Source organism: Desulfogranum japonicum DSM 18378, assembly GCF_000429945.1.
GTDB lineage: Bacteria > Desulfobacterota > Desulfobulbia > Desulfobulbales > Desulfobulbaceae > Desulfogranum > Desulfogranum japonicum.
On the sequence record NZ_KE387000.1, the window covers coordinates 1,056 to 27,160 of the forward strand.

Here is a 26,105-nt window from a genome sequence, read left to right on the forward strand (position 1 = left end):
TGCTTTAATTTCAGCGCTGGGGTGTTGACTATACATGATGGCAAGGGACAAAAAGATAGAACGGTACCCATTCCCGAAATATTGGTTCCGGAGTTGAAGAAACAAATGACCAGAGTGGAGGAGCAACACCAACAGGACATAGAAGCGAATTACAACGGGGTTTTTCTGTTCGATGCCCTTGAGGTTAAGTATAAAAACGAGGCCAGGGAGTTGATCTGGCAATGGATGTTCCCTGCCCAAAATCTGACCCAGGTCAAAGACAGCGATGAATTGAGGCGTAACCATGTCCACCCTTCCTTGGTGCAGAAGGCAATTCGCAAAGCAGTACAAAAAACAAAAGTACCCAAAAGGGTTACGGCTCACACCTTCCGCCATAGCTTTGCCAGTCATCTCTTACAGGCCAATTATGATATCCGTACTATCCAGAAACTGTTGGGTCATTCAAATGTGAGGACTACGATGATCTATACCCATACAGTTCGCAGTCGAACTTTGAAAGAGGCCAAGAGTCCGCTGGATTTTTAAGGGATATCTTTTGCTCACGGCGGTAAATAAGCCAAGACAAGGTTAATACCTTTAATAACTTCCAAGGTAACCTTTCTGAGGAAAACTCACGGGCTGTTTCGAAAATGGCTGCCTTTGGCAGGTACTATTTGTAACACACGATTTTGTCAGCGGTCATCAGGTCATCGTTGAGATAACCCGATGAAACCTCTCAAAAAGGCGTAACTTATCATTTGGTTGACAATGCTACTATTTCAATTAGTTACGTGTGCGTTTTGCAGTGTAAACCTTGTTTGCTATGGATGGGTTGCGTTAGTGTGCATGATTGCGAGAAGTCTGCGTCAAATAATCCGTTACCATAAAGTCAGGATATTGTTTGGACTTGCATGGTGACTGCAGAACTTTCATTCTTGAGGCGACTTTTGGGTGCTGACGCAAAAGTTGCATTCGAATCCCTTCACATAAGGGCCTTGGGAAAAAATAAATTATCCAATCTTGCTTGTCTCTCAAGTCGGTAACGTCGTAGCGCCAATGGCTCAATACGGCCACTCACCCCTATGGGCGACCTGTAGTTGGCCGGGAAGATAGCCGTCTCAGCCCTGTGTCGGTTGGGGCCTGCTGTGGGCCGCCCACAGGGGGAAAGCGATGTCCATGACGGCAAGACTATCTGGCTCATCCTCTATGATGTTTCCTATCCTTTTCGGGCCGATGAACCTGGGCGCCAGTTCCTGCTGGTTATCTCGAGGGTGCCCGATCCCTGCTTGTATTGCTCATCCGGTTGGAAGGCGTTTGAGCACCTCTTGTCTGAAGACTGAGGCCGTCGACGCAGGCCAGGGTCTGCGCCGACGATCGAGTTCTCAGATGCAGGGTGCTTTCTCAGTCGGCGGTCCGCTCCAGGGCTCCGGCGTCCACTGCATCGCCGGCCTTGCGTGGCTGGCCGGCCTGGTCATGCATCGGTAAGGAGGGTAGGCTGTCCTCCAGGGCGCTGCGGTTGTTAGCAACCTGGAAGCTGGCCTTTCGTACCGATTTGATTTCATCGCGCAGGTCGTCAAGGTCGTTGTACAGGGCCGTTGCCACGGTGATCATGTCTGCTCTGTTGGGGGATGAGCTGGCCAGCGCATTGGCCTCTTTCATTGCTGTTTCGGCGATCTTTCGTAATGTGATCAACTCTTGGTTGACTTCGATGATTTCTCGCGCTTCCTTCAGGGCCAGGCTGGCGGTGGCAACTGTGCCGACCCGCAGGCTGTGTGAGCGCACCTGTTGGGCGCGAAGATGGCTGGCCGTAGCCGTGGCTTCCACCTGGGCAAGGATGCTTCGCTCTTCGGTGGTGCAGTTGGGCCGAGCCTGTAAGTTGGCCGCTGTGTTGCCATGGGTTGTGATAACCGTGTCGTAATTGGCCATGGAGGTTAGTTTGTCGTTGCGTACCTGGTAAGCAGGTCCATCCTGGTTGTTGCCCAGATTGGCACGCGCCCGCCCCAGGCTCAAGGCGTTCATGGAGGTGGTGCCGAAATCGATTGCCGGGCTTCCAGGCAGCAGTTCTCCAGGGGTGATGCCGGAGGCAACTTGCTCGCTGATTGTGCCGTTCATCCGGTATATCCCGCTCTGTTCCTGGTCAATCTTCAGGTCAGTGTCGGTGGGGGTCTTCCAGGAACTGCCAAGGTAGATGTTGTGGCCGCTGCTATAGGTGTCGCCAAAAATGCTGTTGACATCCAGAATGTTATTGTAAAACTGGTAGTGCGGGAGGTCCAAGCTTCCGTTCCAGGTTTGGACGAAGTAGTTCTGTCCATGCATATGACGGTTGAATATAGAGACCCATTCGTTGTCCGGTGCATAGAGTACCGTGTTATTCCTGAAGATCAACCGTTCTTCAAAGCCGGCGCCCAGGATGAAGAGGTAGCCTCCTGCTGGGCCGAATATGTTGTTTTCAAAGATGAAGTTGCTGTATACCCCCACTGCGTTACCATTGATCATGACGCCCATGGCCTCGTAATTGTAGATCAAGTTGCCGCGGAAGACCACGTTCCTGACGTCCTCGGCAAACTTGGAATTTACCCAGCCCACTGTGTACATCTGCATTCCATCCGTATGCATGTTCCAGGTATGTTTGGTGCAACAGTTGCCCGAGGTGTCAAAGGTGTTGCACTTATCTGTTTTACCATCGTAATCGCTGTTGGCTGTCAGGCTGGAATCGTCCTTGTTGACGGTGTAGATCCCTGGCAGTAAGTGGTCTCCGCTTTTGTATACCCCGTCGCGGGCCGTAGTGGGGATGCAGACCAGATCATTGTCGCCGATACCGTCGTCGAGGTCATGAATGGTGTTGCCTTCTATTAGTAGATCCCGTCCACCAGTGATGGAGATGCCGTCATGGGCATTGTGGTGAATTTCATTGTTGGTGATCCGGGTCTGCTTGGAGGAAACCTGGATGCCGTAGGGAGAGTGGCTGATATCGTTACAATTGATGGTGACGTCGATGGAATTAAAGGTGGACACCCCAGACTGCTGCATGTCGGTTCTTGGGTCAAAGGCACGTTGAATCGTGGAATTGGAGATATCTACGTGACGCGCCCCACGAATCTGGACACCGTCTTCCACGACCACACCGGCAAACCGCAAGTAGAGCTCAGGGCTTGGGTCCTCGCTGAACAGCAGGGTTCTTATGGCTTTCCTGCTACCGTCATTCTCCAGGCACTCGGCACTGACCTTGGAGTTATCTGGCTCTTCGGCCGTCGTGGGGCAAGGGATGTAGAGGGAGCCCAGGGAGATGGAGCTGAAGCGGGGTGGGTTGCCGGCGTCGGCCGCAGCCACTGTGACCCAGTCGTCAAAACCGGTGTCGATGCCATAACCCTGCCAGTTGGTTGAAGTGTTGGTTCCGATAACGATTTTCGGATCCTGTGGTCGAATGATGGTGGTGGTCTCGTTGCTGGTTGCCGTGCTCTGCTCTCCGCTCAGGGTGACCATGCCGTTGCCGGCGACAAAATGCCCGTACTCTCCGCCGGCCAACAGGAGCACGTCACCGCCTTGCAGGCGGTCCCATACCGCTCCCAGTGTTGCCGGGAGTTGCCCGATACACGTTGCCGCCACTTTGGGAGGTCTGGTAGTAGCTGAGGTCATGGCAGAGAGGAGATTGGCTTGCTCCTTGATGGAAAAGAAGCGGAAGCAGTATCGGAGTCAGTACATTCATCTCGAGTCGATCCTTGCTTTTCTGGCGATCCCGTAACGCATTTTCCCTAGGTCGCGGAATTAGCGGGGAATAGCAACCAGGTTTATTGGTTGGTCGTAACTATCACAAGGCCCTGTAGTCTTTGCTTTAGTCGTTAAGTTGTCTCTGTTGGTAGACAGGTGGCTCATCTGTCTGGATTTCAGGTGTTTTTTAGCCTGAGTGGGGCGCATCAGGAAAAACAGCAACGGAGGATGAATCTGGCTTAATTTCAGGCCTTTGTCAAGTGCGGCGGTTGATCGCACAGGTGTGATTATTGGGTTTGGAAAGGGAAAGGAGAGGCCCTGGCTTGCTAAGGGGAGTGATCTTCTTTTGGTAAAAAGTCTTGTGTCGCAAGGTTTTCGTGTCGATTGTTCCAGCCTGGATATGCGCTGAAGCGGCTACGTAGTGAAGGTGCTCTCTGCTAATTTGGGCAGATATTTTTTTTGATTTTTTTGAGGCAGCTGTTGTTGGATGTGGTTGCAGTGCACTATTTGGCGATGGTGGTTGGTCTGTGAAAATTTCGTTATACCGATTTGCATTGGTTGAGGGTGTTGCCATTTCATTACAATTGATGGCGAGTCGTGTGAGTTGGTTTGGTAACGTCGTGGCGTCAATGGTTCCATGCTGGCCGTATTGAGCCATTGGCGTGACGACGTTACCTGGTTGAGAGACAAGCAAGATTGGATTATGTATTTTTTCTGTGACTCTAACGTTGCGATCCTGCCCGTAGTTATTGGTGTTACTAACAAGCAGCTGATCAGGAGGTGTGTAAGCCCCTGCTTTCCTTTGTGTCGTTCTTGAAAAGAATCTCAGGTGTCCCGGATTTGTGCAAGCTCCTGTGATTAGTTGTGACTCGTAACTCTTTGAAATATCATATTGTTTTTTCTGTGATCAGTTGCCCGTTAGCCTGTCCATGCGTGAAATCGCGATTGCTCACTGGGGTAAGCGACCGGTGGGAAACCCTGTGGAGTGTCTGTGATTGGTTTGCACCAATGGTGTCGACATGGCGAAAATATAAGACGGTGGATTTTTATCCTGTTTTTCATGGGTTAATCGCACCTTGTGGATCTGGCAAGGCTTGTACAACTGCTGCTGATTTCCTTCCCTGTAAACACGTTTCAAAGCGAAGGCTTGACAAGTGTCCGACCATTTGGTTAGTTTGGTAGGGCCATTGTTTGGATTTGCTTGGTTTGTTTGATTGGCCAGCAGTGTGTAAAATTCTGATATTCCATATGTATGTTGGGGAGTGTTGTGTTGGCAGGTAAGGGATATGTTGATTTTAGTAGTGTAAAAGGTAGTACCATTAAGGAAACGATATACATGAGTACACAAAAAATGTTCACCCCTGTGCAGATAGGCAGGGCGGGAGAGGATATAGCCCTGCAGCTTGAAGCCGCCATTCTCGAAGAAAAAATAGTACCGGGTGAACGGCTGCCCAGCGAAAGGGAATTGCAGGCCCAGTTTCAATGCGGCCGGGGAGTGATTCGCGAAGCCATAAGGGCATTAAGGCAGAAGGGGCTGGTCGAAATTCGAAAAGGGGCCAAGGGTGGCGCCTATATCAAGCAGGTCGAGGTTGCTACTGTCAGTGAGTCGCTGGCCCTGTTTCTCAAGCAGCAGCATATCGGGACTGATCATATTGCCGAATTTCGTGAAAGTATAGATCGGGTAATCACTGTTCTTGCCATCGCCCGGGCCGGCATGGCCGAGAAGAAGGATCTGGTGAAGGAAGCGGAGAAGCTTCTGAAAATGGCTGGCCAGTCCCAGCCTGACAAGGAAACATTATCCAGGTTGGATCGAAAGCTCAATATACAGCTGGCCAAAATGAGTAAGAATCCTGTTTTCGAATGGGTTATGGATGCCATTCAGCATGGTTTCAGTTCAAACGATTATGCTCTCTACGAAGATAGCGAGTACCGGCTTAAGACCGCTGAAAACTGGTGTGAGACGGCACGACACATTGTTGAAAACGATCCCACCAGGGCGCTCAATTCGATCTCGGCCCATTATACCCTTTTGCAACGCTGTGTTGCAGCCAGGGCAAGCGGGGTAGCAGGCTCTGCGGAAGAAGAGGCGTTCGGTTGAATGGTAGGGTCGTCTACCTATTTACCCGAAGGTGAAAATTCCTGTGCCTTTCATGTGTTGCCAGGAAGTGCACAGTATCAATAGCAATATTTGCGGGAGGAAGAAATGAACAATACAAAATACGATTTTATCATTATTGGAGGTGGATCTGCCGGAAGCGTCCTGGCCAACCGTCTCAGCACCAATCCAAACAACAAGGTTCTTGTTCTTGAGGCCGGTAAACCCGATTACCGCTGGGATTTCCGGATCCACATGCCTGCGGCATTGACCTATCTGCTTACCGACGACACGTATAATTGGCTCTACGAATCTGCACCCGAACCGCATATGCACAACCGCCGCATCGCTCAGCCGCGTGGTAAGGTTCTCGGAGGGTCCAGCAGTATTAACGGAATGATTTATATTCGCGGCAACGGCATGGATTACGAGAAATGGGCCGCACACGAAGGCCTGGAACAGTGGAGTTATGCCCATTGCCTTCCATACTTCAACAAGGCAGAGACCCGACTGCAAGGGGCTGACGAGTACCACGGGTCCAACGGTCCGCTGTATCTGGAAACGGCGAAGTGTGACAACCCGTTGTTTGCCGCCTTTTTCCAAGCGGCTCAACAGGCCGGATACCCGCTTACCGAAGATGTCAACGGCCATCAGCAGGAAGGTTTTGGCAAGTTCGACCAAAATATCTACAGGGCGAGAAGGCATAATGCCGCCCGAGCCTATATTCATCCGGTGAAAAACCGTAAAAATCTCACCGTACACTGCAAGGCAGCAGTCAATCGCATTCTTTTTGAAGGCAACAAGGCGGTGGGTGTCGAATATGTGAAAGGTGGAACTACCCGCAAAGTCTATGGTGGGGAGATAATATCCTGTGGTGGGGCGATTAACTCACCCTGGTTGTTGCAGCTCTCAGGCATAGGTAACGGGACGGAACTTGCCAGCCTGGGGATCGACGTTGTCCAGGATCTGCCCGGAGTCGGTGAAAATCTGCAGGATCACCTGGAGCTCTATGTCCAGTACGCCTGCAAGAAACCTGTCAGTATGTATCCGGCGCTGAAATGGTACAACCAGCCCAAGATAGGCTGGGATTGGCTGGTCCATCGTAAGGGGGCCGCCGCGACCAACCATTTTGAAGCGGGAGGCTTCATCCGCGGGAACGACCGGGTAGCCTATCCGAACCTGCAGTTTCATTTCCTGCCCATTGCCATCCGTTACGACGGTTCCGCACCGGCGCAGGGGCACGGCTTCCAGCTTCATGTCGGGCCGATGAACTCGGACGTCCGGGGCCATATCAAGATCACCTCCAAAGATCCGCAACAGTATCCTGACATTTTCTTCAACTACCTCTCCACCGAACAGGAACGACAAGAATGGGTTGAGGCAATACGCTGTTCACGAAATATTATCGGTCAACCGGCCTTTGATGAGTTGCGCGGTACGGAGCTAGCCCCAGGGCCTGAAGTGCAGAGCGATGAAGAGATTCTCGACTTTGTCGCCCGGGAAGGGGAGAGCGCTTACCATCCGTCTTGCACCTGTAAAATGGGCTATGACGACATGGCGGTGCTCGACAGTCAGTTGAAGGTGCATGGCATCGACAACCTCCGGGTGGTGGATGCCTCTGTTTTTCCCTCGATCACCAACGGCAATATTTACGCTCCGACCATGATGGTGGCAGAGAAAGCTGCTGACCTGATTCTCGGCAACACGCTTGAATCCCCTTCCAAAGCGAATTTTTACCGACATGAGTGCAAGGTGTCAGCATCATGAGTAATCCAATACGTAAAATGTACATAGATGGGAGTTGGCAGCCTGCCATTTCAGGGCAATGCCGCGAGATTATAAATCCTTTCAACTCCCAGGTAATTGCCGAAGTAGCAGAAGGAGACCGCCGGGATGCCGCTCTGGCGTTGACCGCCGCACGCAGGGCCTTTGACGGAGGGAGCTGGTCGACCATTTCAGGGGCTGGGCGCGGTGATCTTCTGCGCAAACTGGCCGGGAGAATAGAGGACGAAAAGGAGACGCTGGCCGAGATTGAAAGCCTCGATACCGGCAAGACCATTATGGAAAGTCGTTGGGATATGGAGGATATAATATCCATTTTCCGTTACTACGCTGATCTTGCCGAGCAGAATGGTGATGAGGTGATCAACTCGCCTGTTCCACAGAGTGAAAGTAGGGTAGTACGCGAACCAGTCGGTGTTTGCGGTCAGATTTCGCCCTGGAATTATCCGTTGCTGCAGGCGACCTGGAAACTTGCCCCTGCTCTGGCAGCAGGGTGCACGGTAGTGATTAAGCCGAGCGAAATCACCCCGTTGAGCACTATAAGACTTACCGAGCTTGCAGCGGAGATCGATTTCCCACCAGGGGTGATCAACACCGTACTCGGACCCGGCGTCAGCGTCGGCGCAGAACTTGCCGAAAGTCCCCTGGCGGATCTGGTATCGTTTACCGGCGGCATCGAGACGGGGAAATCAATTATGCGGGCGGCAAGCGCCAATGTCAAAAAAATAGCGCTTGAGCTCGGTGGCAAAAATCCCAATATCATTTTTGCCGACAGCGATCTCGACACAGCGCTTGAATATGCGCTGAACGGTATATTCTTCCATGCCGGGCAGATCTGTTCCGCCGGCACGCGGTTGTTGCTCGAGGAATCCATCCACGATAGCTTTGTCGATCGTCTTGCAACGAGAATGGCACGGATTCAACTCGGAAACGGCCTGAAGGAAGGAACCCAGATGGGTCCGTTGATCTCCTCCGAGCACCGGGCGAAAGTCGAAAGATATGTTGCCGGTGGCGTCGAGGAAGGGGCAACGCTTGTTCTTGGTGGTCATCGCCCTGAAAATGCGGAACTTCAGAAAGGTTTCTTTTTCCTGCCCACCTTGTTCACAAATTGTAGGGACAATATGATGATCGTCCAGGAGGAAGTGTTCGGACCTGTGGTCACCGTGGAGCGTTTCAAGGGCGAAGACGAGGCGGTCCGGTTGGCCAACAACACCATTTACGGTCTTGCCGGAGGCTTGTGGACCAGTGATCCCGAGCGGCAAAAAAGAGTCGCGGCCAAACTGCGTTTCGGCACAGTCTGGATAAACGACTTCAATGTGTATTTCGCCCAGGCCCCATGGGGTGGCTATAAACAGTCCGGTTTCGGCAGGGAGCTCGGTCGGCATGGACTTGAGGAATACACCGAAGTTAAGCATGTTTTTCACAATCATAACCCCGAGCCCTTCTGCTGGTTTGGGCTTTGATGCGGAGATGAAGCGAACCGCAACCATTCACCGGGGTATGCGCAAAGAGTGTCGCAACCCCGGAGGTGAAGCAGCATCCACCGCTTTGCTTCATCAATCACGGGCCATAAGGTCTGTAATCAACATTTTTCAACAAGGAGAAGCCATGCAAACGCAAAAAGGAGGTCTCTTTACCTTCATTTTACTGGCGGTAGCCTTACATTTCGCCACACCGGTCTTTGCCGCCAAGGAGGTGAAATTCGTCAGTGTTCCCTGGACAGGAGTAACGGTGAAAACCGAGTTGGCAAAAAATATCCTCGGTAGTTTGGGGTATGAGGCAACCAGTCAGAATCTGCCGGTACCGATCGTCTACAAAGCCCTTGAAATGGGGGACGCCGATGTCTTTTTGGGCAACTGGATGCCATCCATGGAAAGTATTGCCAGCGGTTTCTTTTCTAAAGGCACTGTTATCAAGTATGTCGCCAATATGCCGGGAGCAAAATATACTCTGGCTGCACCAGCCTATGTTGTAGATGGTGGTCTGAAAGATTTTTCCGACATTGCCAAATACGCGGATAAGCTTGATCATAAAATTTATGGTATCGAGCCGGGCAACGACGGTAACCTGATCATTCAACAAATGATCGATGAGAACAAATTCGGACTGGGTAATTTCAAACTCATCGCCACCAGTGAGCCGATTATGCTCTCGGAAGTGAAAATGCTCAGCAAAGAGAAGAAATGGGCGGTATTTCTCGGTTGGTCACCCCATTACATGAACGAGCTTATCGACATGAAATATCTTACGGGGTCCACAGTCGAAACTTTCGGTGCAAATGACGGAACCGCCACGGTCTACACCAACATTCATAAAGGGTTTGATAAGGAAATGCCCAATGTCGCCCATTTTCTTAAAAACTATATCTTCTCGATTTCGATGATCAACGAGATTTCTCTCATGCTGCAAAACAACAAGCAGATGAAACATGCTGAGGCCGGTATGGAATATCTCAAAAAGCACCCGGAGGTCTACCGAGGCTGGCTTGAAGGAGTTACCACGGTGGATGGCAAACCGGCCCTTCCGGTTTTCGAAGCCTACCTGAAAAACACCTGATTCTTTTCGCGTAAGCGTTAATCGGTAACCATCCACGTTAGAGCATCCCCTCGCAAAGCCTGAGTGATCAAAAAAGATGATAAACGAATCCCCTGGGATATTGCCAAGCTTTTACTCCGGTCGTATGAAAAAATCACAGGAATATATATCACCGTTGTACTCAACACAGGGGAGAGATAACGGCTACAGTAACTGTCGCTACAGGCATTACAATAAAACTGCCTGGATAGGAAAGAGCCAGAAATATTTTTATAAGAATTGAATTTCGGTAAACTCGGGGGATATACTACTTAGGGTCGCGGAAAATAATACATATCTAAAAATTGCGTAGGATATCGGTTTGGTAACGTCGTCGCATCAATGGTTCCATGCTTGCCGTATTGAGCCATTGATGCGACGACGTTATCGAGTTGAGAGACAAGCAAGATTGAATTATGTATTATTTTTCGCGACCCTAAATGGATTTTATCCAGCCTTGTTTCTACTACAGGTTGTATCGCCGCAACCATCCTTACAGTAATACCCGAAACCATTATCCCAGGTGATGCCACCTTTAGGACAAGTCTCGACATATTCTGAATATTTGACGATTCGATCTACAATTGTTTTGGGTATGGAATGTTCCATTTTACATGCGGCTTCATCTGCTTCAGCTTCTTCCACTCCCAGCACGTTCATGAGAAAACGTTTCAGGGTGTTGTGACGTTGAACGATTTCCGCAGCAACCTTTTTCCCTTCCTTTGTAAGAGTGATAATGTCGTAGGGTGCGTAGTTGACCAACTCCATACTGCCTAACGTACGGAGTGCTGAGGTGACGGAGGATGCGCGTACTTTGAGAAAATCGGCTATATCTTTTGCACGGGCAGCCATTTTTTCTTCAGAGATGAGGTATATTGCCTCAAGGTAGTCTTCCTGACTTGCAGTGAGCGAATAGTTATCTGTCATGAGTAGTCCTGATCGAGTTTGTTATACCCTTCTAAAACATATGCAATATCCTAAAAAAGTCAATCAGTCTTTTCTCGTGACATGGTAATCCGCTGAAACTGTTCTGCGAAGCCTGTTTAGACCTGACTCGTATTTTTAGCCTTTTGTGAGGCAGCAGCAGGTTTACTGCAAGATACTGTCTGAAGACGATCTTCTAGCTCAGGATGAAACAGACAGACCAAAAGACGAAAGACCTGCATGGGATCAGGTTCATTCATAGAAGCACCATGTGGGATATCGTTACATCGGTTGCATGGGGCGAAATGGGGGTTAACTTTCAACAGGTGTTCGCATTCCGAAATTATAGAGGTGTAAAGATTTTCTCTAACGACACTGTCCGTAGGCGTTTGTAGTAAGAGATTGCTCAGAGAATGGAGATTGTTCGATAAAGAAGGAGGGGATGGCATGATTGGGTCTCCTGTTTTTTGGGTAAAACGTCAACTTTTCATTGCCAATGGTCAAGTCTTGAAGATGGCCGAGAGGCGGCGCCACCTGCTTTCAGCTGAAAGTCCTCATCTAAGGGTCACGGAAAATAGAAACAATCTAATCTTGCTTGTCTCTCAACTCGGTGACGTCGTCGCGTCAATGGCTCAATACGGCCAGTATGGAACCCTTGAAGCGGCGAAGTTGCCAAGCCGATATCCTACGCAATTTTGAATATGTATTATTTTCCGCGACCCTAAGGACAGATATTACCCGAAAAATAAGGTTATATTAATAGTTACTCATGCTTTAAAAAATAACTCAAGGCATAAAATGTATTTCGCATGATATGATTTACTCGCAAATGGAGGGGTATATGTACCGAAACCACTACCATTCCTGCTGTACAGCCGTATTCCCTTACTGTTGATGTCAGGCTGTATGTTTGGAATGGAAGAGATGGTCGAAGGTTTACTCTCCTATATTTTATAACGCCCTGAAGCAAAGGTGAGAATACCTGCCAAAAGATAAAACAGGGCCATTATGTGTGTATAGCACTCAGTTCATAGCATCTCTTCTCTTTATTTCACGCATAGACAGGCTGGCGGAGCCTGTGCTCACACCTCTTCAAAATCGCTTGTCCAAATATGAAGCACCTGTGGTCGGTTACAGTCCGATGCTGAGGGGAACCAAAAAGACGCAGACCCCGTGGTGAGTTACGCCTCATTCAAGCGATTAATCTAAGTATTATTCGATACAGCTGTCAATAAATATTTGTAACTTTATAAATTTTTACGGTTCACGGTATAATTATAGTTTATGTGAATAAAGTTGCACTTGTCAAAAAAATATTGACAGTGTGAATAGGTTAGGCTAATTTTTGCTTACTTAACTAGGTACTGTACGGCCTATTTTGTGGACATATACTGAGGAGAATGAGTGTGTGGAAAAAAGTAACATCTGTACTTGCAGGGGCTTTGGTACTGGGGAGTGTGAATATTGCCAGTGCCCATTTTCAAATGATTTACACTCCAGAGTCAGCTCTGGTCAAGGGAGGAAAAATTCCGATCAAACTCGTGTTCACTCACCCTTTTAATGCCGGTCACACGATGGATATGGGGACTCCGGAGCAATTTTTTGTTATCCGTTCTCGTGGCGAGAATGAGCCAAAGAAAACAGACCTGCTGGAAACCCTGAAACCGATTACTTGGACCAGTCTTACCAATCAGGGAAAAGCGTTTGAGACGTTCTACCAGGCCAGGGGAGGTGATCATATTTTTTGCCTGATACCTGAACCATACTGGGAGGAAGCAGACGGGTTTTACATTAAACAGAGCACTAAGGTGATTATAAATGTTGGTGGCGAACCCGGGATCTGGATGGAGCCTGTAGGGCTACCTGCTGAGATTGTTCCCCTTGCAAAACCCTATGATCGGTGGACTGGAAATGTATTCCAGGGACAGGTTTTGCTCAATGGCAACTCCGTACCCCATGCTGAAGTGGAAATTGAATTCATGAACCATAAACCCATTCTGGAAGACAATGCATTTGCCAAAGAGGCTGTGGTGCAAGCTCCCCAGGATGCCTTTGTGTTACAGACTATTTTTGCCGATGCAAACGGAGTGTTCACCTTTGGTATCCCCAAAGAGGGTTGGTGGGGATTTGCAGCTCTTGATCTGGATCCGGATTACACATTTAAGAATAAAAAGTGTTCCAGAGATGCTGTTATCTGGATTCAGGCTAAGCCGATGAAATAAACAACAACCGTTTTGGCAACTATTCATAAGGGAGAGGTATACACTTGGAACTTTCCTGTATTTGTAATCAGTTGCCCGTTTTTGTATTATTCTGGCAGTGTCCTCTCAGCACAAACAGGCAGTGTAGCTTGAGGGGTGCTGCAAGAATATATGGTGACTATAACAATGCAACTTTTGTTACCTGGTGCCTGTCCATAAAGGGGCTTTTCCCCCATTTTTGCGTTGTGCTCAAAATATTATCTTCGAAGGTAAGCGAAGACCCAGATATCAACTGAATGTCTGCGTAAAATGTATGACATGCTTTGGAGTCTACACTTACCTAACATTGAGAGACAAGCAAGATTGGATAATTTATTTTTTCCGTGATCATAAAGCTTTCATCGTAAGACTCAACAGTGGTCCCATGCTGCATCCAGATGAGCATGGGACTCTCTCCTTCTATGCCTGAGATATCAGAGTTCCCTGCACTTACGCGCAGCCAGCAGCAGAGTGGGGTAGGGTTGATCATGCCGAGGTTCCTGCATGGTGATAGTATCAAATCCAGCTTCCAGCAGCGCTTGCTGCAGGACTTCACGCGGAAGATTATGGGCAGGATATCCAACACATCTGGTCATTAATTCAACCATGCTCATGATCGGTTGAAACTCTTTGGGAAGATTATCTGGTATATGATTGGAAACAAACACGCCTCCCGGCAGAAGAGCCCGATTCACGTTTCGTAAAAATTGGGGTAGAGAACCATCAGACCCGTTTTTATAGAGGAAATGGGAAACAAAAAACAGATCGTAATCATTTCCAAACCCTTGATCAACCTGCATATCAAATGCATGAAAATGAGGTATTGGCGCTGTCTCCTTTACCAAGTCTCCAGCTATTTCGACAACTTCAGGTAAATCATAAACATGCCCTTCCAGTGCTGCATTGCAGGCCATGATGGCCTTTGTGTAATGGCCTGAACCACCAGCCAGGTCGCACATCTTTCTGCAATGTTCAAATTCCGGCAGGCTGGTAGTGAATTCCACAACGGCCTGGGCCCCTCCAGCCCGCGCCCCCTGTGCCATGGACAACATGCTTTCTTGTGAAGCCCACATCTTTTGATCAAATTGTGGTGTACGCTTTTTGGTAAGAAGTTCGGTTAATGAATCGAAAGGTCCTTGGCTGCCAGAGTATGAACGGATGTCGTGCAGCTGGTTAACGGGCGAGCCTGAGAGTAAAAACTCGATGCTCATTGGACTGAGCATATACTGATTTTCCTGGGTATCCAGAAAGGAATGATTTACCAAAACGTTGCACATCGCTTGTGTTATCTCATGATCAGTATCCAGGTTATGGGCAAGATCTTCACTGGTCAGTGTTGTGTCGGCAAGGGCCTCGAAAAGGCCAATGTCCATGGCGCTGTTCAGTATTTTGGGAAGATAACTTGCAAGTAGCATGTTATGAATTTTGCCATATGATGTTTTGAGGTGTGGTAGTGGATATGCTGACATAAGCGAAGTTCTCCTGCTGTTGGATAGATGTGAATTGAAGTGAAGTGGGAAAGGAGAGCGCCAACAGGTTACTCGTTTATCTGTTCGTCTGGTATGATCACCTGATGTCCGGGACCTGAATCGAATACAACCTTGAATTTTTCGTTGGGACGGTGAAAGGTAAATTCTCCATTCTCATCGATCTTGCCCCTTATCAAAGTTGTGTTGTCAGGCTTGCGAATAAATACCCTTACCCCCGCTGCAGAGGAGCCATCAGAAAATCCCCCTTCACAGGTAATGGTCTCATCACCGTTGTCATAACAGGAACACAGGGCTGAATGGGCTGAAGCAGATATGGGCAGAGCCGCTGCCAGAATAAGTGATATTGGGAGATGCAAGAGATGCCTGTACGGTTTCATAGTATGCTCGTAGCTCATATTTTGTGCCTGGAACTCGATTAATTCCAGGCACAGAAAAGAAGATGTTATATTACTCGGTTGTGGTAAACGTCAAAGAAAAGGCAAACCACACTTTTTTTACACCTTCCAGTGGTTTGGCATATTTGCCGATCACAATCTGACGGCCTGGAGGGCCTACTTTGACCATGACAGGCTCCTGATTTGAACGGAAAACCAGCTCCGGATGTTCAACTGATGGGTTTGAAGTCAGGGAGGTGCGAGAGTCTTCCACCGGCATCAATTCGCCCTCAAAATAGAGTTGAACAGGGAGCATATCTCCCTCTTTCAGTGTAGTGGGATCTTTCAGAGGTACTATCTCCGCTCGTTGACCGATCGGTTGGGCCAGGAACGGTTTCCAGTATACGATTTCCTTAGAGAGCTTATAGGATGCACCTTCTTCAAGTATTGTTCCTTTGAAGTCTTTTTGAGGGGTCTGAAACTGCTGCCACCCCTCTTCTTCCGAGTGATACCAATACCAGTTGTCAAAAGCCACTGTAATAAGGGGGTAGTGATCTGTTACGTAGCAGAAAGCCTCTCCGTCTTCAGGCAGCGGAGTCAGAATTACTTTCCACTTGATATCTGTATAGCCATTGATTGCAGTGATTCTTTGTATAGGATACGGGTCGCTATGTCCCGGATGACCGTATTTCAGCTTGACCATATTATTTGTTTTTTCCAGCCACATGTCATGGGCACTCGATGTGGTTGCAGTCAGCAGGGTCAACAGGCAGGCGGAGACAGTCAATGTCCTGGTTAAAATCATGTGAAGATTCCTCTCTATTTGTTGTGGTTTATGTAGATACGGTCTTACCTTGGCGGTGACCGTGCTAATTAAAACCTTTGTAGAATAGTGGTTTGCGCAGTAATTGTTCTTGCTGGCTGTTTTATTTTGACACTTTGTATTTGTTTAGCCTGGTCTAATTATTTTGTCAATGTGAATGTTTAGGGAAAGGAAAAAATATACTGTCGCGGAGAGAGGTTAATTATCCAACTTTATGGGAATTATTCTCCGCGACCCTTATGTGGAAGATGGTGAGCCGTCAAAGATGAGAGGTCAGTGATCAGTTTTATGGCAAAACCAGTTGCTATGCACCTGAGATAATAATGGCGATTTCTTTTACTGGGTGATTTATCAGGGGGCACAATAAGGTACTCTATTGAAGTCTGATGACGCATACGATGTGTAAATCGTCGAGCTGCACATCACTCTTCCAAGAGTAGCATGAAGCCAATTTTAGTATGTGGATAGGTCAAGGATGCCGCAAGGCTATACTTCCCTTGGGATAGTGTATTCTTTGCTGAGTAATAGAAAGAGTCGTTTGTATGGGAGTCTGTTCGAAAAAGCGTTTATTTCCCTGTTCTTGTTGTTTTTAGAAAGTGAATTGTCGTAATATTAGCTAAATACCTATGGTTGATTTCCTGAAAACGCCTTAATCTGAGGAAAAATAACAATTCTCCAACAGAGGACTGGTGAAAGTGTTTTTTCATCAACCAGCGACTACACGCCAGATGAATGCCACAGTACCACAGATGACAATGCCAAAACCAATGGGCATAAAGGTTGATACAAGAGTCCACTTCAGACTTTTGGTTTCTTTCCAGATTGTATAAATAGTTGTGGAGCATGGATTATGACAGAGGCTGAACAACATGAGGCAGGTTGCCGTCAGCGTAGTCCATCCTCCGGCTTGCAGCAACATGGCAAGTGCCGAATTTTCACTTGTTTCAAACATGACTCCAGCTCCCTGTTCTCCTACTCCGGACATTCCTGTTGTCATCACAGTTAACATGAGCACAGTGGGGATGACTATTTCATTTGCAGGAATAGCGACGATATAAGCGACAAGGATTACCCCATTGAGACCAATCAACCAGCCTGGGCCATCCAAAAGGTTGACCAGCCACTGCGCCAGGGACATTCCGCTTATTTGAATGTTACAGATGGACCACAGCACAACCCCTGCTGGAGCAGCGAAAACAATTGCCCGCCACAAGACGATTAATGTGCGGTCAATGATTGAAGTATAAAGGGTTCTGAACAGGTTGGGCGGCCTGAAAGGAGGGAGTTCCAGGGTAAAAGTGGATGCCTCACCTTTCAGTACTGTTGTCGAAAGTATCCAGGATGAGAAGAATGTGAGCATAACTCCCAGTAAGGCCACGCCGAGTACTGCAGCTGCTGATACGATCCCGGCAAGGGCAGGTGGCACCAATGCGCCTAGAAATACCGTCGCAAGCAATATCTGTGTAGGCCAGCGACCGTTGCATAGGGCAAAATTATTCGTGATAATCGCAATGAGCCTCTCCCGTGGGGAATCAATTACACGGGTTGCCACAACTCCAGCGGCATTACATCCCCAACCCATACTCATGGTTAATGCCTGCTTTCCGTGGGCTCCGACTCGGTAGAACAGATGGTCGAGGTTGAAGGCGACCCGTGGAAGATAGCCAAAATCTTCCAGCAAGGTAAAAAGCGGGAAGAAAATAGCCATGGGCGGCAGCATGACACTGACAACCCAAGCAACGGTAAGATACAACCCGTCCACAAGTACTCCTGAAAGCCACCATGGAAGATGGGCTAACTCGGCAAGGTGTTGCAACATGGGGTGACCATGATCCAGCAAGACTGTGGCCAAGATACCGGAAGGCACATTGGCCCCAATGATAGTAATCCAGAGTACTGATGCCAGCATGAGCACCATTATGGGCATGCCTGTCCAGCGGTTGGTCAGCAACGAATCCAATCGTCGTTCCCAGGTTAGACGATGGACTTTACCCTGCTGAACCATATTCCGGGAGGCGATACGGGCTGAGTCAGCATAGACCATTTCCACCCAGCGATCATGAAAGTCCTGTGGGAGTTTCCAGCGAAGTTCACTGGCTCGTTTAATAATCTGTTCCGGTTCCATATTCGTTCCTTGACGCTTGTCTCGTAGATTTGATCAAATCAGTGGGGGGAGGGAGTTTTTGTTGCCTCTGATGCTCTCAATTTCCACAAGCGCTGATCGTGCCAGTGGCTACGTGATCTTCTCCTAATGTTCCAATTTCTCCCGTGCTGACTGCCTGAATGATTCTCGGATCTCCCTCAAGCAGTCTCAAGGCAACCCATTCCCGATGGGGCATAGTGGGAAACGCATCAGTAAGGGCCGCTACCAACTCTTCTATACTCTCCTGAACCGTCGGGATGTCATATTTTAAGCGATGTGGGGTACAGCTGCTACGACCATTGGCCATGTCATCTATTTCCGTGAGTAATTGGTCAATTCCTTCGCCCTGGCGTGCGGCAGCCAATACCACAGGCACACCCAGATCTCGAGCCAGGCCTCGTCCATCAATGCTTACGCCATGTGCACGGGCTTCATCCATGAGGTTCACGCAGACAATTGCTTTGTCTGTAATCTGCAGGACCTGAAGGGCTAAGTTCAGGTTCCGTTCAAGTCTCATGGGATCGATGACCACCACGGTTACATCAGGTCGTCCGAACAGAATAAAATTACGGGCGACCTCTTCGTCTTCAGTAGCTGAAAGCAGAGAGTAGGTACCGGGTAAGTCGACCAGTTTGAACTTCTTGCCGTTATACGAAAAACCGCCTTCAGCTCTGGCGATGGTTTTTCCCGGCCAGTTGCCTGTGTGCTGACGGAGACCGGTTACTGCATTAAACACGGTGCTCTTGCCTGTATTGGGGTTTCCTGCAAGAGCAACTACAAAATCAGCTTGTCCAAGTTTTACCCCAAGTTTTTCCAACTTGGAATCAGAGGAAGCTGCACAACCCTTGCATTTACCTGAGTCTGGCTGTTTCATCATGTTACTGTCTCACCTTTCTAATACGAATGTGTTCAGCCTGTTCTTTTCGCAAAGCAATGCAGGCACCACGAATAGCGTATCCAATTGGACTGCCGGAAGGATTCAGCAACTGCACAGTTGCTACAGTGCCGGGTACAACCCCTAAATCCAGCAGACGACTTCTTTCAAGCCCTCTGCATAGGGAAGACATGCCGACGATTTCAGCTTTCTCTCCTGGTTTCAAGGTGGACAGACGTTCAATGGATTCATCAAATGTATCGTCATTTCCAAGGGCTACCACCGTTATCTGTTCGGCAACGGCATGGGGGAAAATAAAGGTCTGTCCTTCCAGACGAATGTGGATTTCCTTCGTATTTGCCTGCTCGATCCGGAGCACGCTGTCCGTGGTGATACCAGCTTGAGAAATACGGGTGTACAAGTGAGAAGGTTCGTCCTCAATATGAACAACACGTCCTTCCCAGCCAGCAGAAAAATTCACTAAGGGGTTCCCTTGCTTGGCTGGCATTTCACCTGAGGCTGTGGGAATGGGATCTCCATGGGGGTCAAAACGTGGGTGTCCCAATTCCTCGGCTAATTTTTTTACATCGTCTTTCGAAAGCTCATGCTCCCTTTCATCAGCAAGCTGGTGCCAAATTGATTCAGAATGACCGGTTTTTCTTGCAAGATAGGTTTCATAAAGACGGTGTGCCTGCAAAACATGAAGGGCGTATTCCCTCCCACTGGCTGTCAAGGCAAAGCTATCTTGTTCAACCAGTTCTGCTGTTCGCAGATTTTGAAGCAATTGTAGAATTTGCTCAGGTGTGATGGCGAGCTTGTCTTGCATTAACTCGGTAGAAATATCCTGCTGATCATAATCACACTCAGCGAATAATTTTAATGCATGCTGTATAAGTGTTTGTTCGTCCATGGCCATTCAAGGGTAACCAGACTTTTAATGAGTATCAGCAACTGCCGCGTAAATCAGGTAGGTACTAGGAATCTGTCGGAGAAAGCTCTTTTTCCCCATATTTGTGTTATTTTCAGAAAATCAATGCTTGCAATATCAAGTATATGGCTGTGTTTGATTTCCTGAAAATGCCTTAATCTGAGAAAAGATAGCAATTTTCCGACAAACTCCTAGATGGGAAATATTCTGAAAATTTCCAGAGTTATTTCAGTGTAACACACTCGTCATTAAGCAACCACCGACAACGTTCTTTTCCTGATTTTTATGGTAAGCAGGCTTGGTATAACGTCAACACTCACCGCAAATATTTCCAGGAGACTGTTCGGGAATGTCTGTGTCTTAATAATTGTTGTTTGGTAAAAAATATTGTTTGTAATATCAATCGGATAAGTGTGTCTGTTTTCCTGAAAGGCCTTGGTCTGAGAAACAGTGCCTATAATCCGACCTGCTCCTGGCCTAATGTCTGTCGTAAAAGGGCTTTGCAGCAAATTTTTATTCTCGAACATAGGTGTATATTCTGCTATCACTATATAGCTGTCTTTTTCTGATAAAAACAGCTTTTGCGTATCAAGAAGGTTAAAGGTTTTTTAGAGGTGATTGTATGGTGGATGCTGAAACAGCAACGATTTTACAGCAGGAACTCTCTGCTGTCATACTTCTTGCGGTGGCGGCGGGAGTTGCAATACTGGTAGGGCGAATGCGGGTGCCGTTCACCGTAGCGCTGGTTGTTGTCGGGCTTGGTTTTGCCTTTTTTCCGGATTTCATCGCACTCGACATCTCCAGTGAGCTGATTCTCGGCCTGCTGGTGCCCCCCCTGCTGTTTGAGGCGGTGTTTCATTTGCCCTGGCCCCGCCTGCGCATGGAAATGCTGCCTGTGATGCTGCTGGCTCTTGTGGGAACGCTGGCAGGCACTTTTATGGTAGGATATATAGTTAATGTCTGGGTTGGGCTGCCGTGGTTGGCTGCCCTGGCATTTGGTGCACTGATCTCGGCGACTGACCCTGTTGCTGTTATTGCACTGTTCAAATCTTTGGGTGTCTCTAAACGGCTTGGGATTCTTGTAGAAGGTGAGAGTCTTTTTAACGATGCAGTGGCAGTGGTTCTCTTCAACCTGGCGTTGGCAGCAGCGCTTGGTGGCGACTCACTCAGTTGGTCCCATGGAATAAAGGCCTTTGTTATCATCGGCGGGGGCGGACTGGCGGTTGGAGTCGTCCTGGGATATGTGGTGAGCGCCCTTATTCTCCGGGCTGTTGATAATCCATTGGTTGAAACCACAACGACCTTGGCGCTTGCCTATGGTTCATATGTTATTGCCGAAAGTTTTGGGAGTATTTTTGGCATTGAACATTTCCACTTCAGTGGCATCCTTGCTGTGGTGGCTGCTGGTCTTATGGTCGGAAATCTTGGGCTTGGCAATACATCACCTTCAACTCGGCTGACCCTTGAAAATTTTTGGGAATTGCTCGCCTTTCTCGTGAATTCATTCATTTTCCTGTTCATCGGCATTAAAATTCACCTAACCGATCTTAATAGCGAAAATGTGCTGAAAAATATTGGAATAGCCATTGGAGCAGTACTTTTTGTCAGGATTGTTGTGGTTTACGGTCTTAATATGTTCCACAATGTGCTGCAGCCTGCCAGAAAAATTCCATTAGCCTACAGCCACGTCTCATTCTGGGGCGGTTTGCGCGGTGCTATCAGTTTGGCGCTTGCTCTCACCATAGCAGGATCTGGAGCCTTTAGTGACGAAGTGGGGGATACTGTTCGCTTCATGACCTTTGGAGTGGTCCTTTTTACTCTGCTTGTCCAGGGTACTACCATCGGTGCATTGATAAATAAACTTGGACTGGCTGGAAAATCGGCAAGTGAGCAGGACCAGCAACGGCATCAGGCGCAGATCTACGCCCATCAGGCGGGGCGCAGACAGCTTGAAAAACTTGGCCATGAGGGGGTGCTTTTTCGCGAGATGGCCATTGCCATGACAGATACGTATGATCTGGACATTGCTGAGAACTCCAACCATCTCGGGTCACATTTCGAAGCACATCCGGAACTTGAGGTGTCAATGTTGATTTCAGCAAGAAGAGACGCTCTACTTGCTGAACAGAGTGCATTACTTGATCTGTCAAGACGTGGATTGACCTCAGCTGATATTGCCCATGAGCTGAATGTAGAAATTGATCATCGCCTGGCGGCTCTGGATTTACTTGAAGAGCGATGGGAAGAGGTGGGGGGTAACTGATGGCTAAAGAGACAATTAAAGAAACAATTTATGTAAGCTGGGGTGGTACCGGTCGAGGAGCGGCTGTAAGAGCCGCGGTACGAAGGGCAGGCGAGGCTGGGCAGAACCTGCGGTATCTCGCGATTCTCGATGACGACCAGTTTGGTGACCTGACCCCCAAGCTGGCGGAGATGGTAGCTGCTGAACTCACCTGGCTGCTTAAGGCGCAGCTGCGAATGATAGACCTGCTCACCGAGCCTGCTGTGCAGGCAACGGTTGAAATCTGTAACGGTGACATTGAGTATAACGTTACACAGGTGGCTGCCCGTATTGATGCTGATCTCATTTTGCTCGGAGCTCCCTTGGGAAAACGCCTTGCTGGATCTGTCCGTAAAGACAGTACTGAGTTGTTGGAAGCGTTGCGTCAGGCAACCGGTGCGGATGTGGAAATAATCGGCAGCGACAATTAATCCGGAAATACGGGTAAGTAATTGTTTCATCAATTTATATCAAAATGAAACTGTAACTGCTTACAGTGCCCCTGATCTTTCCGTGATCAGCCTGGCCTACGGGCTATACGCTGCGCCAGACTGCTTGCAAAAAAACTCAGGCACCCTGTAAGTAGTTACTGCAAAAAAGTCACCAGGTTGAAGGGATTACCCTATGAGGAGTTACCATGAAATTTGAATTCGGATTATTTCTCCTCATGCTATGCATCGTGTTTCTGAGCATGACAGGGTGTTCTCATATACAGAAAAAACTGTTGTTTTTTCCAACCCACCGTCCACACAACAACAGCCTGACGCCTTGGAGTCTGGATGGGCAGATTATAGGCTATTCACGGCAGGTGGATTCTCCGGAAAACGTGTGGCTGATGCTTCATGGGAATGGAGGGCAGGCAGCAGACCGTTTATATGCCATACCCTGTTTTTCAGAGAGAGATTCAGTTTTTATTCTCGAGTACCCAGGGTACGGGGAACGTGAAGGTGTGCCTTCAAAGAACGCATTTAATGAAGCTGCTAAACAAGCGTTCCTTGTATTAAGAAACAGCTATCCTGCAACGCCTGTGTGCGTAGTGGCTGAGTCCATTGGGTCAGGTCCCGCGCTCTCCCTTGCTGCTCTTGAAATAAAGCCGGAAAAATACGTTTTGATAGTTCCTTTTGATATATTATCTTCAGTAGCAGAGGATCACTTTCCAGCCATTCTTGTCTGGCTCATTTTACAAGATAACTGGAACAATATTGAGGCGCTTGCACAGTATGATGGACCTGTTGATATTTATGGCGCACAGGCAGACGATATTATCTCAGTTGATCACGCCAAAGTTCTTGCTGCTTCCTATGCCGATTCCAATATGGTGATTATCCCTGGTGGCCACAATGACTGGTCCTATGAGGGGAAAGTTACAATAAGAAACCCGTGAATTCTCAAAAAAACGAGTCAGGGCATTATCAGTGGCGTACGAAAGCTACATGACCGGCATTTTGCTTTGCAGCAAAATATGTTGGCGGGAAATTCGAGTCGTTCAAGGTAATCCTGCTGAGAACATCTATCATTTTCTCGTAGAAGATGTTCTCGGCAGGCGCAAGGTGCACTCAAGCTGCGAGCATTGGATCTAGCTTACCCTTATTTTCCAATTCATACAGATCGTCACAGCCGCCGACATGGGTTTCCCCTATGAAAATTTGCGGAACAGTGCGCATGCCGTTGGCTTTCTCTACAAGTTTTTTTCTGGCTTCTTCATCATCAGTCACATCAATCTCTTCATACTGAATATTTTTTTTATCAAGAAGCATTTTTGCTTTAACACAAAAAGGGCATCTACTGCTTGAATAAATAGTGACGTTGCTCATAATGTGATTCCTGTTGAAATGGTAGCATAGAGGTAACTACTCATAGGGGAAACAGATAAAATTGAAACTCCCCTGTATTTGTAACTGATTACAGGGTGTCTGAGATTTTCGTAATCAGACTGGTGCAGCGTATTGGATCATACGTAAGCCAGGCTGATCGCGGAAAGATCAGGTGCACTGTGAGCAGTTACGCATAGAGTTAATGTCTCAACAGTATAAGCATGGCTCCATTTATGGCAATGGTATCATCCCCCTTCGCTTCACCCTGCCCATTTTCCATCCACTGCAAAATGGGCACAGAGGACCATCGTGAATTCCTCTTATTAGCCGCTTTGAAGAAATTCTTATCTCACAGACAGTCATCTTCGTCCGTATCATCGCTAGATGCAATTTTGTTATTTTTTTTAAGTATTTCAATATTTTGTATGATAATCTGTAAACTAATCAATACATAGATGAGATTAATTCTTGACAGGAGTGACCAATAAGTCATAAATTGACCCTGTAGTCATTTTGTGACTTGGGAGTTCTGAAAAGCCCATTTTTATATATAAAGGCGGCCACGTTGTTTGGCAGCCTTTTTTCATTATACATCATAATCAGGAAGGCTTATGGCGGGTATTCGTAAGAAAAAGGAGCTGTTGGATCAATTGCTTCGCCAGGAGATTGTGCAGGTTATCCTAACAATGATTCAGGAAGGTACTCCGATCACTATGGATGAGGTAGCGCGTCGGTGTGGAGTGTCGAAAGGTACTTTGTACAACTATTTTCAGAACAAAGAAGAACTTTTAGACCATGTTCATCGGGCGATTATTGGGCCAATCCTTAACGCACATCAGCAGATTTTTGAAAGTCAGGAAGATCCCCTGACTCGGCTGCATAAATTTATCGAATCGGTGTTTGCAATTCATGAACGAATTGCGACTTACTTTCGTTTTGTCTGGGAGAATAAAACCGCTGAGGATGTGTATCGTGAGCGTGTAGAAGCCCTGATGCATCCCATTGCGAAAATCTGTCAGGAAGGGATAGATAAAGGGGAATTTATCAATGTCGATCCTTATGTTCTGGCCGAAATAATCTATGGTGGAGCAATTGGTACTTTGACTACTCTGGGGTATCGCGACACGACTCATGTTGACAAACAAAAGCTTCTTCAGGATGTCAAAAAACTTATCGATAAAATTATTTGTTAACAGCAGGAGAAACAAATGAAATTTAAAATTTTCGTCGGAGTCATGGTGCTGGCTCTTGTCGGAACAGGCTACTATTTTTTCACAGGCCAGGAGCAGGTTGGGCCGGCCCACGCAGAGTCCCCGGCCGGACAGCGTCCACCGGTCGAAGTATCGATCTATACGGTAAAACCGCAACAGGTAACCTTAACGGAAGATCTGCCTGGCCGCACCTCGTCGTATCAGATTGCCGAGATCCGTCCCCAGGTGACCGGGATCATCATTGATCGTCTCTTTACCGAGGGAAGCGTTGTCAAAGAAGGCCAGCAGCTCTACCAGATCGATCCTGCGGCGTATCAGGCTGCGTATGACAGTGCTGTTGCAGACCTGCGCAGTGCAGAAGCCAACCTGAAGTCTGTTGAACCAAAAGTGGAACGCTATCGTGAGCTGGTTAATGTTGGTGGTGTCAGTCGTCAGAACTACGATGATGCGGTGGCTTCCCTGGAACAGGCAAAAGCTGATATAGCCGTTGCCAAGGCCGCAGTGGCAACAGCCAAGATCGACCTGAATTATACCAAAGTGTTTGCTCCCATTTCCGGTCGTATCGGGAAGTCAAGCGTAACCAAGGGTGCTCTGGTTACAGCCAATCAGTCCACAGCCCTGGCCACCATTCAGAACCTGAGTAGGATATATGTGGATGTCAGCCAGTCCAGTGCGGAAATCATGAAGCTGCGCAGGAAGTTTTCAGGCAGAGAAGAGTCGAAAAAGGTAACGGCGGAACTCTTTCTTGAGGGAGAGAAGGTTCCCTATGATCAAACAGGGGAAATCCAGTTTTCTGATGTGACGGTGGATGAAGGTACAGGCATGGTCCAGTTGCGTATTCTTTTTCCCAACCCTGATAACTACC

General features: G+C 48.0%; 24 protein-coding genes. 13 read left to right on the plus strand and 11 right to left on the minus strand.

From position 1 onward, the window contains the following. Together G493_RS31565 and G493_RS33705 are read left to right on the plus strand one after the other, a co-directional pair. The coding region (locus G493_RS31565; RefSeq protein WP_035276114.1) for a tyrosine-type recombinase/integrase at positions 1-525 on the plus strand (525 nt) is incomplete at its 5' end. A gap of 551 nt (positions 526-1,076) precedes the next feature. Next, positions 1,077-1,319, plus strand: coding sequence for a hypothetical protein (locus G493_RS33705; RefSeq protein WP_153306692.1), 243 nt, complete (start codon positions 1,077-1,079; stop codon positions 1,317-1,319). Between the two features lie 61 nt (positions 1,320-1,380). Here G493_RS33705 and G493_RS0126830 read toward each other — a convergent pair whose 3' ends face one another. From G493_RS0126830 to G493_RS31570, 3 genes are all read right to left on the minus strand, one after another. Next, complete coding sequence (locus tag G493_RS0126830) at positions 1,381-3,513, minus strand: right-handed parallel beta-helix repeat-containing protein (RefSeq protein WP_161629899.1); 2,133 nt, start codon at positions 3,511-3,513, stop codon at positions 1,381-1,383. A 1-nt stretch (position 3,514) separates the two neighbouring features. Beyond that, positions 3,515-3,685, minus strand: a complete 171-nt coding sequence (locus G493_RS33795; RefSeq protein ID WP_161629900.1) for a hypothetical protein — start codon at positions 3,683-3,685, stop codon at positions 3,515-3,517. 258 nt (positions 3,686-3,943) lie between these two features. After that, positions 3,944-4,345: a hypothetical protein gene (locus tag G493_RS31570; RefSeq protein ID WP_035276105.1), complete on the minus strand. Its 402-nt coding sequence runs from the start codon at positions 4,343-4,345 to the stop codon at positions 3,944-3,946. A gap of 678 nt (positions 4,346-5,023) precedes the next feature. On the opposite strand from G493_RS31570, the gene G493_RS31575 reads away from it, so the two are divergent. From G493_RS31575 to G493_RS0126850, 4 genes are all read left to right on the plus strand, one after another. After that, positions 5,024-5,785 carry a FadR/GntR family transcriptional regulator gene (locus G493_RS31575; RefSeq protein WP_035276107.1) on the plus strand — a complete coding sequence of 254 codons (762 nt, stop codon included), beginning with the start codon at positions 5,024-5,026 and terminating at the stop codon, positions 5,783-5,785. A gap of 105 nt (positions 5,786-5,890) precedes the next feature. Continuing rightward, positions 5,891-7,549, plus strand: a complete 1,659-nt coding sequence (betA, locus tag G493_RS0126840) for a choline dehydrogenase (RefSeq protein WP_028582819.1) — start codon at positions 5,891-5,893, stop codon at positions 7,547-7,549. Continuing rightward, on the plus strand, positions 7,546-9,027 hold the full coding sequence (locus tag G493_RS0126845) for an aldehyde dehydrogenase family protein (RefSeq protein WP_028582820.1): 1,482 nt from the start codon (positions 7,546-7,548) through the stop codon (positions 9,025-9,027). Before betA ends, G493_RS0126845 begins: the two co-directional genes overlap by 4 nt. 145 nt (positions 9,028-9,172) lie before the next feature. Beyond that, entirely contained in the window at positions 9,173-10,120 is a 948-nt protein-coding gene (locus G493_RS0126850) for an ABC transporter substrate-binding protein (protein ID WP_028582821.1), read from the plus strand. A gap of 465 nt (positions 10,121-10,585) precedes the next feature. Here the strand turns inward: G493_RS0126850 and G493_RS31580 are convergent, their stop codons facing one another. After that, complete coding sequence (locus G493_RS31580) at positions 10,586-11,065, minus strand: metal-dependent transcriptional regulator (protein ID WP_051310044.1); 480 nt, start codon at positions 11,063-11,065, stop codon at positions 10,586-10,588. Between the two features lie 444 nt (positions 11,066-11,509). On the opposite strand from G493_RS31580, the gene G493_RS0126870 reads away from it, so the two are divergent. Together G493_RS0126870 and G493_RS0126875 are read left to right on the plus strand one after the other, a co-directional pair. After that, positions 11,510-11,761, plus strand: a complete 252-nt coding sequence (locus G493_RS0126870; protein ID WP_028582823.1) for a hypothetical protein — start codon at positions 11,510-11,512, stop codon at positions 11,759-11,761. Positions 11,762-12,462: 701 nt separating this feature from the next. Then, a complete protein-coding gene (locus tag G493_RS0126875) occupies positions 12,463-13,284 on the plus strand; it encodes a DUF4198 domain-containing protein (protein ID WP_035276109.1) in 822 nt (273 codons plus the stop codon). A 452-nt stretch (positions 13,285-13,736) separates the two neighbouring features. Here G493_RS0126875 and G493_RS0126885 read toward each other — a convergent pair whose 3' ends face one another. The 6 genes from G493_RS0126885 to G493_RS31585 form a co-directional block, all read right to left on the minus strand. Continuing rightward, positions 13,737-14,771 (minus strand): methyltransferase family protein, encoded by a 1,035-nt coding sequence (locus G493_RS0126885; protein ID WP_028582825.1) that lies wholly within the window; start codon positions 14,769-14,771, stop codon positions 13,737-13,739. Positions 14,772-14,839: 68 nt separating this feature from the next. Next, the gene (locus G493_RS0126890; protein WP_028582826.1) at positions 14,840-15,169 is read right to left on the minus strand and encodes an Ig-like domain-containing protein; all 330 of its coding nucleotides are present in this window, start codon (positions 15,167-15,169) and stop codon (positions 14,840-14,842) included. A 70-nt stretch (positions 15,170-15,239) separates the two neighbouring features. Beyond that, entirely contained in the window at positions 15,240-15,971 is a 732-nt protein-coding gene (locus G493_RS0126895; protein ID WP_051310046.1) for a DUF4198 domain-containing protein, read from the minus strand. Between the two features lie 724 nt (positions 15,972-16,695). Continuing rightward, on the minus strand, positions 16,696-18,114 hold the full coding sequence (locus G493_RS0126900; protein WP_028582828.1) for a nucleoside recognition domain-containing protein: 1,419 nt from the start codon (positions 18,112-18,114) through the stop codon (positions 16,696-16,698). Positions 18,115-18,190: 76 nt separating this feature from the next. Continuing rightward, positions 18,191-19,009 carry a FeoB small GTPase domain-containing protein gene (locus G493_RS0126905; protein WP_051310048.1) on the minus strand — a complete coding sequence of 273 codons (819 nt, stop codon included), beginning with the start codon at positions 19,007-19,009 and terminating at the stop codon, positions 18,191-18,193. Position 19,010: 1 nt separating this feature from the next. After that, positions 19,011-19,916 carry a metal-dependent transcriptional regulator gene (locus G493_RS31585; RefSeq protein WP_161629901.1) on the minus strand — a complete coding sequence of 302 codons (906 nt, stop codon included), beginning with the start codon at positions 19,914-19,916 and terminating at the stop codon, positions 19,011-19,013. A 640-nt stretch (positions 19,917-20,556) separates the two neighbouring features. Here G493_RS31585 and G493_RS31590 point away from each other — a divergent pair. From G493_RS31590 to G493_RS0126930, 3 genes are all read left to right on the plus strand, one after another. Then, a complete protein-coding gene (locus G493_RS31590; protein WP_051310055.1) occupies positions 20,557-22,197 on the plus strand; it encodes a Na+/H+ antiporter in 1,641 nt (546 codons plus the stop codon). After that, complete coding sequence (locus G493_RS0126925; protein WP_028582831.1) at positions 22,197-22,646, plus strand: universal stress protein; 450 nt, start codon at positions 22,197-22,199, stop codon at positions 22,644-22,646. Before G493_RS31590 ends, G493_RS0126925 begins: the two co-directional genes overlap by 1 nt. A gap of 206 nt (positions 22,647-22,852) precedes the next feature. Beyond that, positions 22,853-23,599 carry an alpha/beta hydrolase gene (locus tag G493_RS0126930; RefSeq protein ID WP_028582832.1) on the plus strand — a complete coding sequence of 249 codons (747 nt, stop codon included), beginning with the start codon at positions 22,853-22,855 and terminating at the stop codon, positions 23,597-23,599. Between the two features lie 172 nt (positions 23,600-23,771). Here the strand turns inward: G493_RS0126930 and grxC are convergent, their stop codons facing one another. Further along, a complete protein-coding gene (gene grxC, locus G493_RS0126935; protein WP_028582833.1) occupies positions 23,772-24,029 on the minus strand; it encodes a glutaredoxin 3 in 258 nt (85 codons plus the stop codon). A 611-nt stretch (positions 24,030-24,640) separates the two neighbouring features. On the opposite strand from grxC, the gene G493_RS0126945 reads away from it, so the two are divergent. Together G493_RS0126945 and G493_RS0126950 are read left to right on the plus strand one after the other, a co-directional pair. Then, a complete protein-coding gene (locus tag G493_RS0126945) occupies positions 24,641-25,222 on the plus strand; it encodes a TetR/AcrR family transcriptional regulator (protein WP_028582834.1) in 582 nt (193 codons plus the stop codon). A gap of 15 nt (positions 25,223-25,237) precedes the next feature. Beyond that, on the plus strand, positions 25,238-26,105 hold an 868-nt coding region (locus G493_RS0126950; protein ID WP_028582118.1), incomplete at its 3' end, for an efflux RND transporter periplasmic adaptor subunit.

Excerpts from the sequence above, each read along its gene's own strand:
- G493_RS0126885 (WP_028582825.1), bottom strand. The coding sequence starts at position 14,771 with ATGTCAGCATATCCACTACCACACCTCAAAACATCATATGGCAAAATT.
- G493_RS0126875 (WP_035276109.1), top strand. The coding sequence starts at position 12,463 with ATGAGTGTGTGGAAAAAAGTAACATCTGTACTTGCAGGGGCTTTGGTA.
- G493_RS31580 (WP_051310044.1), bottom strand. The coding sequence starts at position 11,065 with ATGACAGATAACTATTCGCTCACTGCAAGTCAGGAAGACTACCTTGAG.
- G493_RS33795 (WP_161629900.1), bottom strand. The coding sequence starts at position 3,685 with ATGAATGTACTGACTCCGATACTGCTTCCGCTTCTTTTCCATCAAGGA.
- G493_RS0126850 (WP_028582821.1), top strand. The coding sequence starts at position 9,173 with ATGCAAACGCAAAAAGGAGGTCTCTTTACCTTCATTTTACTGGCGGTA.
- G493_RS0126895 (WP_051310046.1), bottom strand. The coding sequence starts at position 15,971 with ATGATTTTAACCAGGACATTGACTGTCTCCGCCTGCCTGTTGACCCTG.
- G493_RS0126930 (WP_028582832.1), top strand. The coding sequence starts at position 22,853 with ATGAAATTTGAATTCGGATTATTTCTCCTCATGCTATGCATCGTGTTT.
- G493_RS31575 (WP_035276107.1), top strand. The coding sequence starts at position 5,024 with ATGAGTACACAAAAAATGTTCACCCCTGTGCAGATAGGCAGGGCGGGA.
- G493_RS0126870 (WP_028582823.1), top strand. The coding sequence starts at position 11,510 with ATGATTGGGTCTCCTGTTTTTTGGGTAAAACGTCAACTTTTCATTGCC.
- G493_RS0126900 (WP_028582828.1), bottom strand. The coding sequence starts at position 18,114 with ATGGAACCGGAACAGATTATTAAACGAGCCAGTGAACTTCGCTGGAAA.
- G493_RS0126845 (WP_028582820.1), top strand. The coding sequence starts at position 7,546 with ATGAGTAATCCAATACGTAAAATGTACATAGATGGGAGTTGGCAGCCT.
- G493_RS31590 (WP_051310055.1), top strand. The coding sequence starts at position 20,557 with ATGGTGGATGCTGAAACAGCAACGATTTTACAGCAGGAACTCTCTGCT.
- betA (WP_028582819.1), top strand. The coding sequence starts at position 5,891 with ATGAACAATACAAAATACGATTTTATCATTATTGGAGGTGGATCTGCC.
- G493_RS0126890 (WP_028582826.1), bottom strand. The coding sequence starts at position 15,169 with ATGAAACCGTACAGGCATCTCTTGCATCTCCCAATATCACTTATTCTG.
- G493_RS31570 (WP_035276105.1), bottom strand. The coding sequence starts at position 4,345 with ATGGCTCAATACGGCCAGCATGGAACCATTGACGCCACGACGTTACCA.
- G493_RS0126905 (WP_051310048.1), bottom strand. The coding sequence starts at position 19,009 with ATGATGAAACAGCCAGACTCAGGTAAATGCAAGGGTTGTGCAGCTTCC.
- G493_RS0126945 (WP_028582834.1), top strand. The coding sequence starts at position 24,641 with ATGGCGGGTATTCGTAAGAAAAAGGAGCTGTTGGATCAATTGCTTCGC.
- grxC (WP_028582833.1), bottom strand. The coding sequence starts at position 24,029 with ATGAGCAACGTCACTATTTATTCAAGCAGTAGATGCCCTTTTTGTGTT.
- G493_RS0126925 (WP_028582831.1), top strand. The coding sequence starts at position 22,197 with ATGGCTAAAGAGACAATTAAAGAAACAATTTATGTAAGCTGGGGTGGT.
- G493_RS31585 (WP_161629901.1), bottom strand. The coding sequence starts at position 19,916 with ATGGACGAACAAACACTTATACAGCATGCATTAAAATTATTCGCTGAG.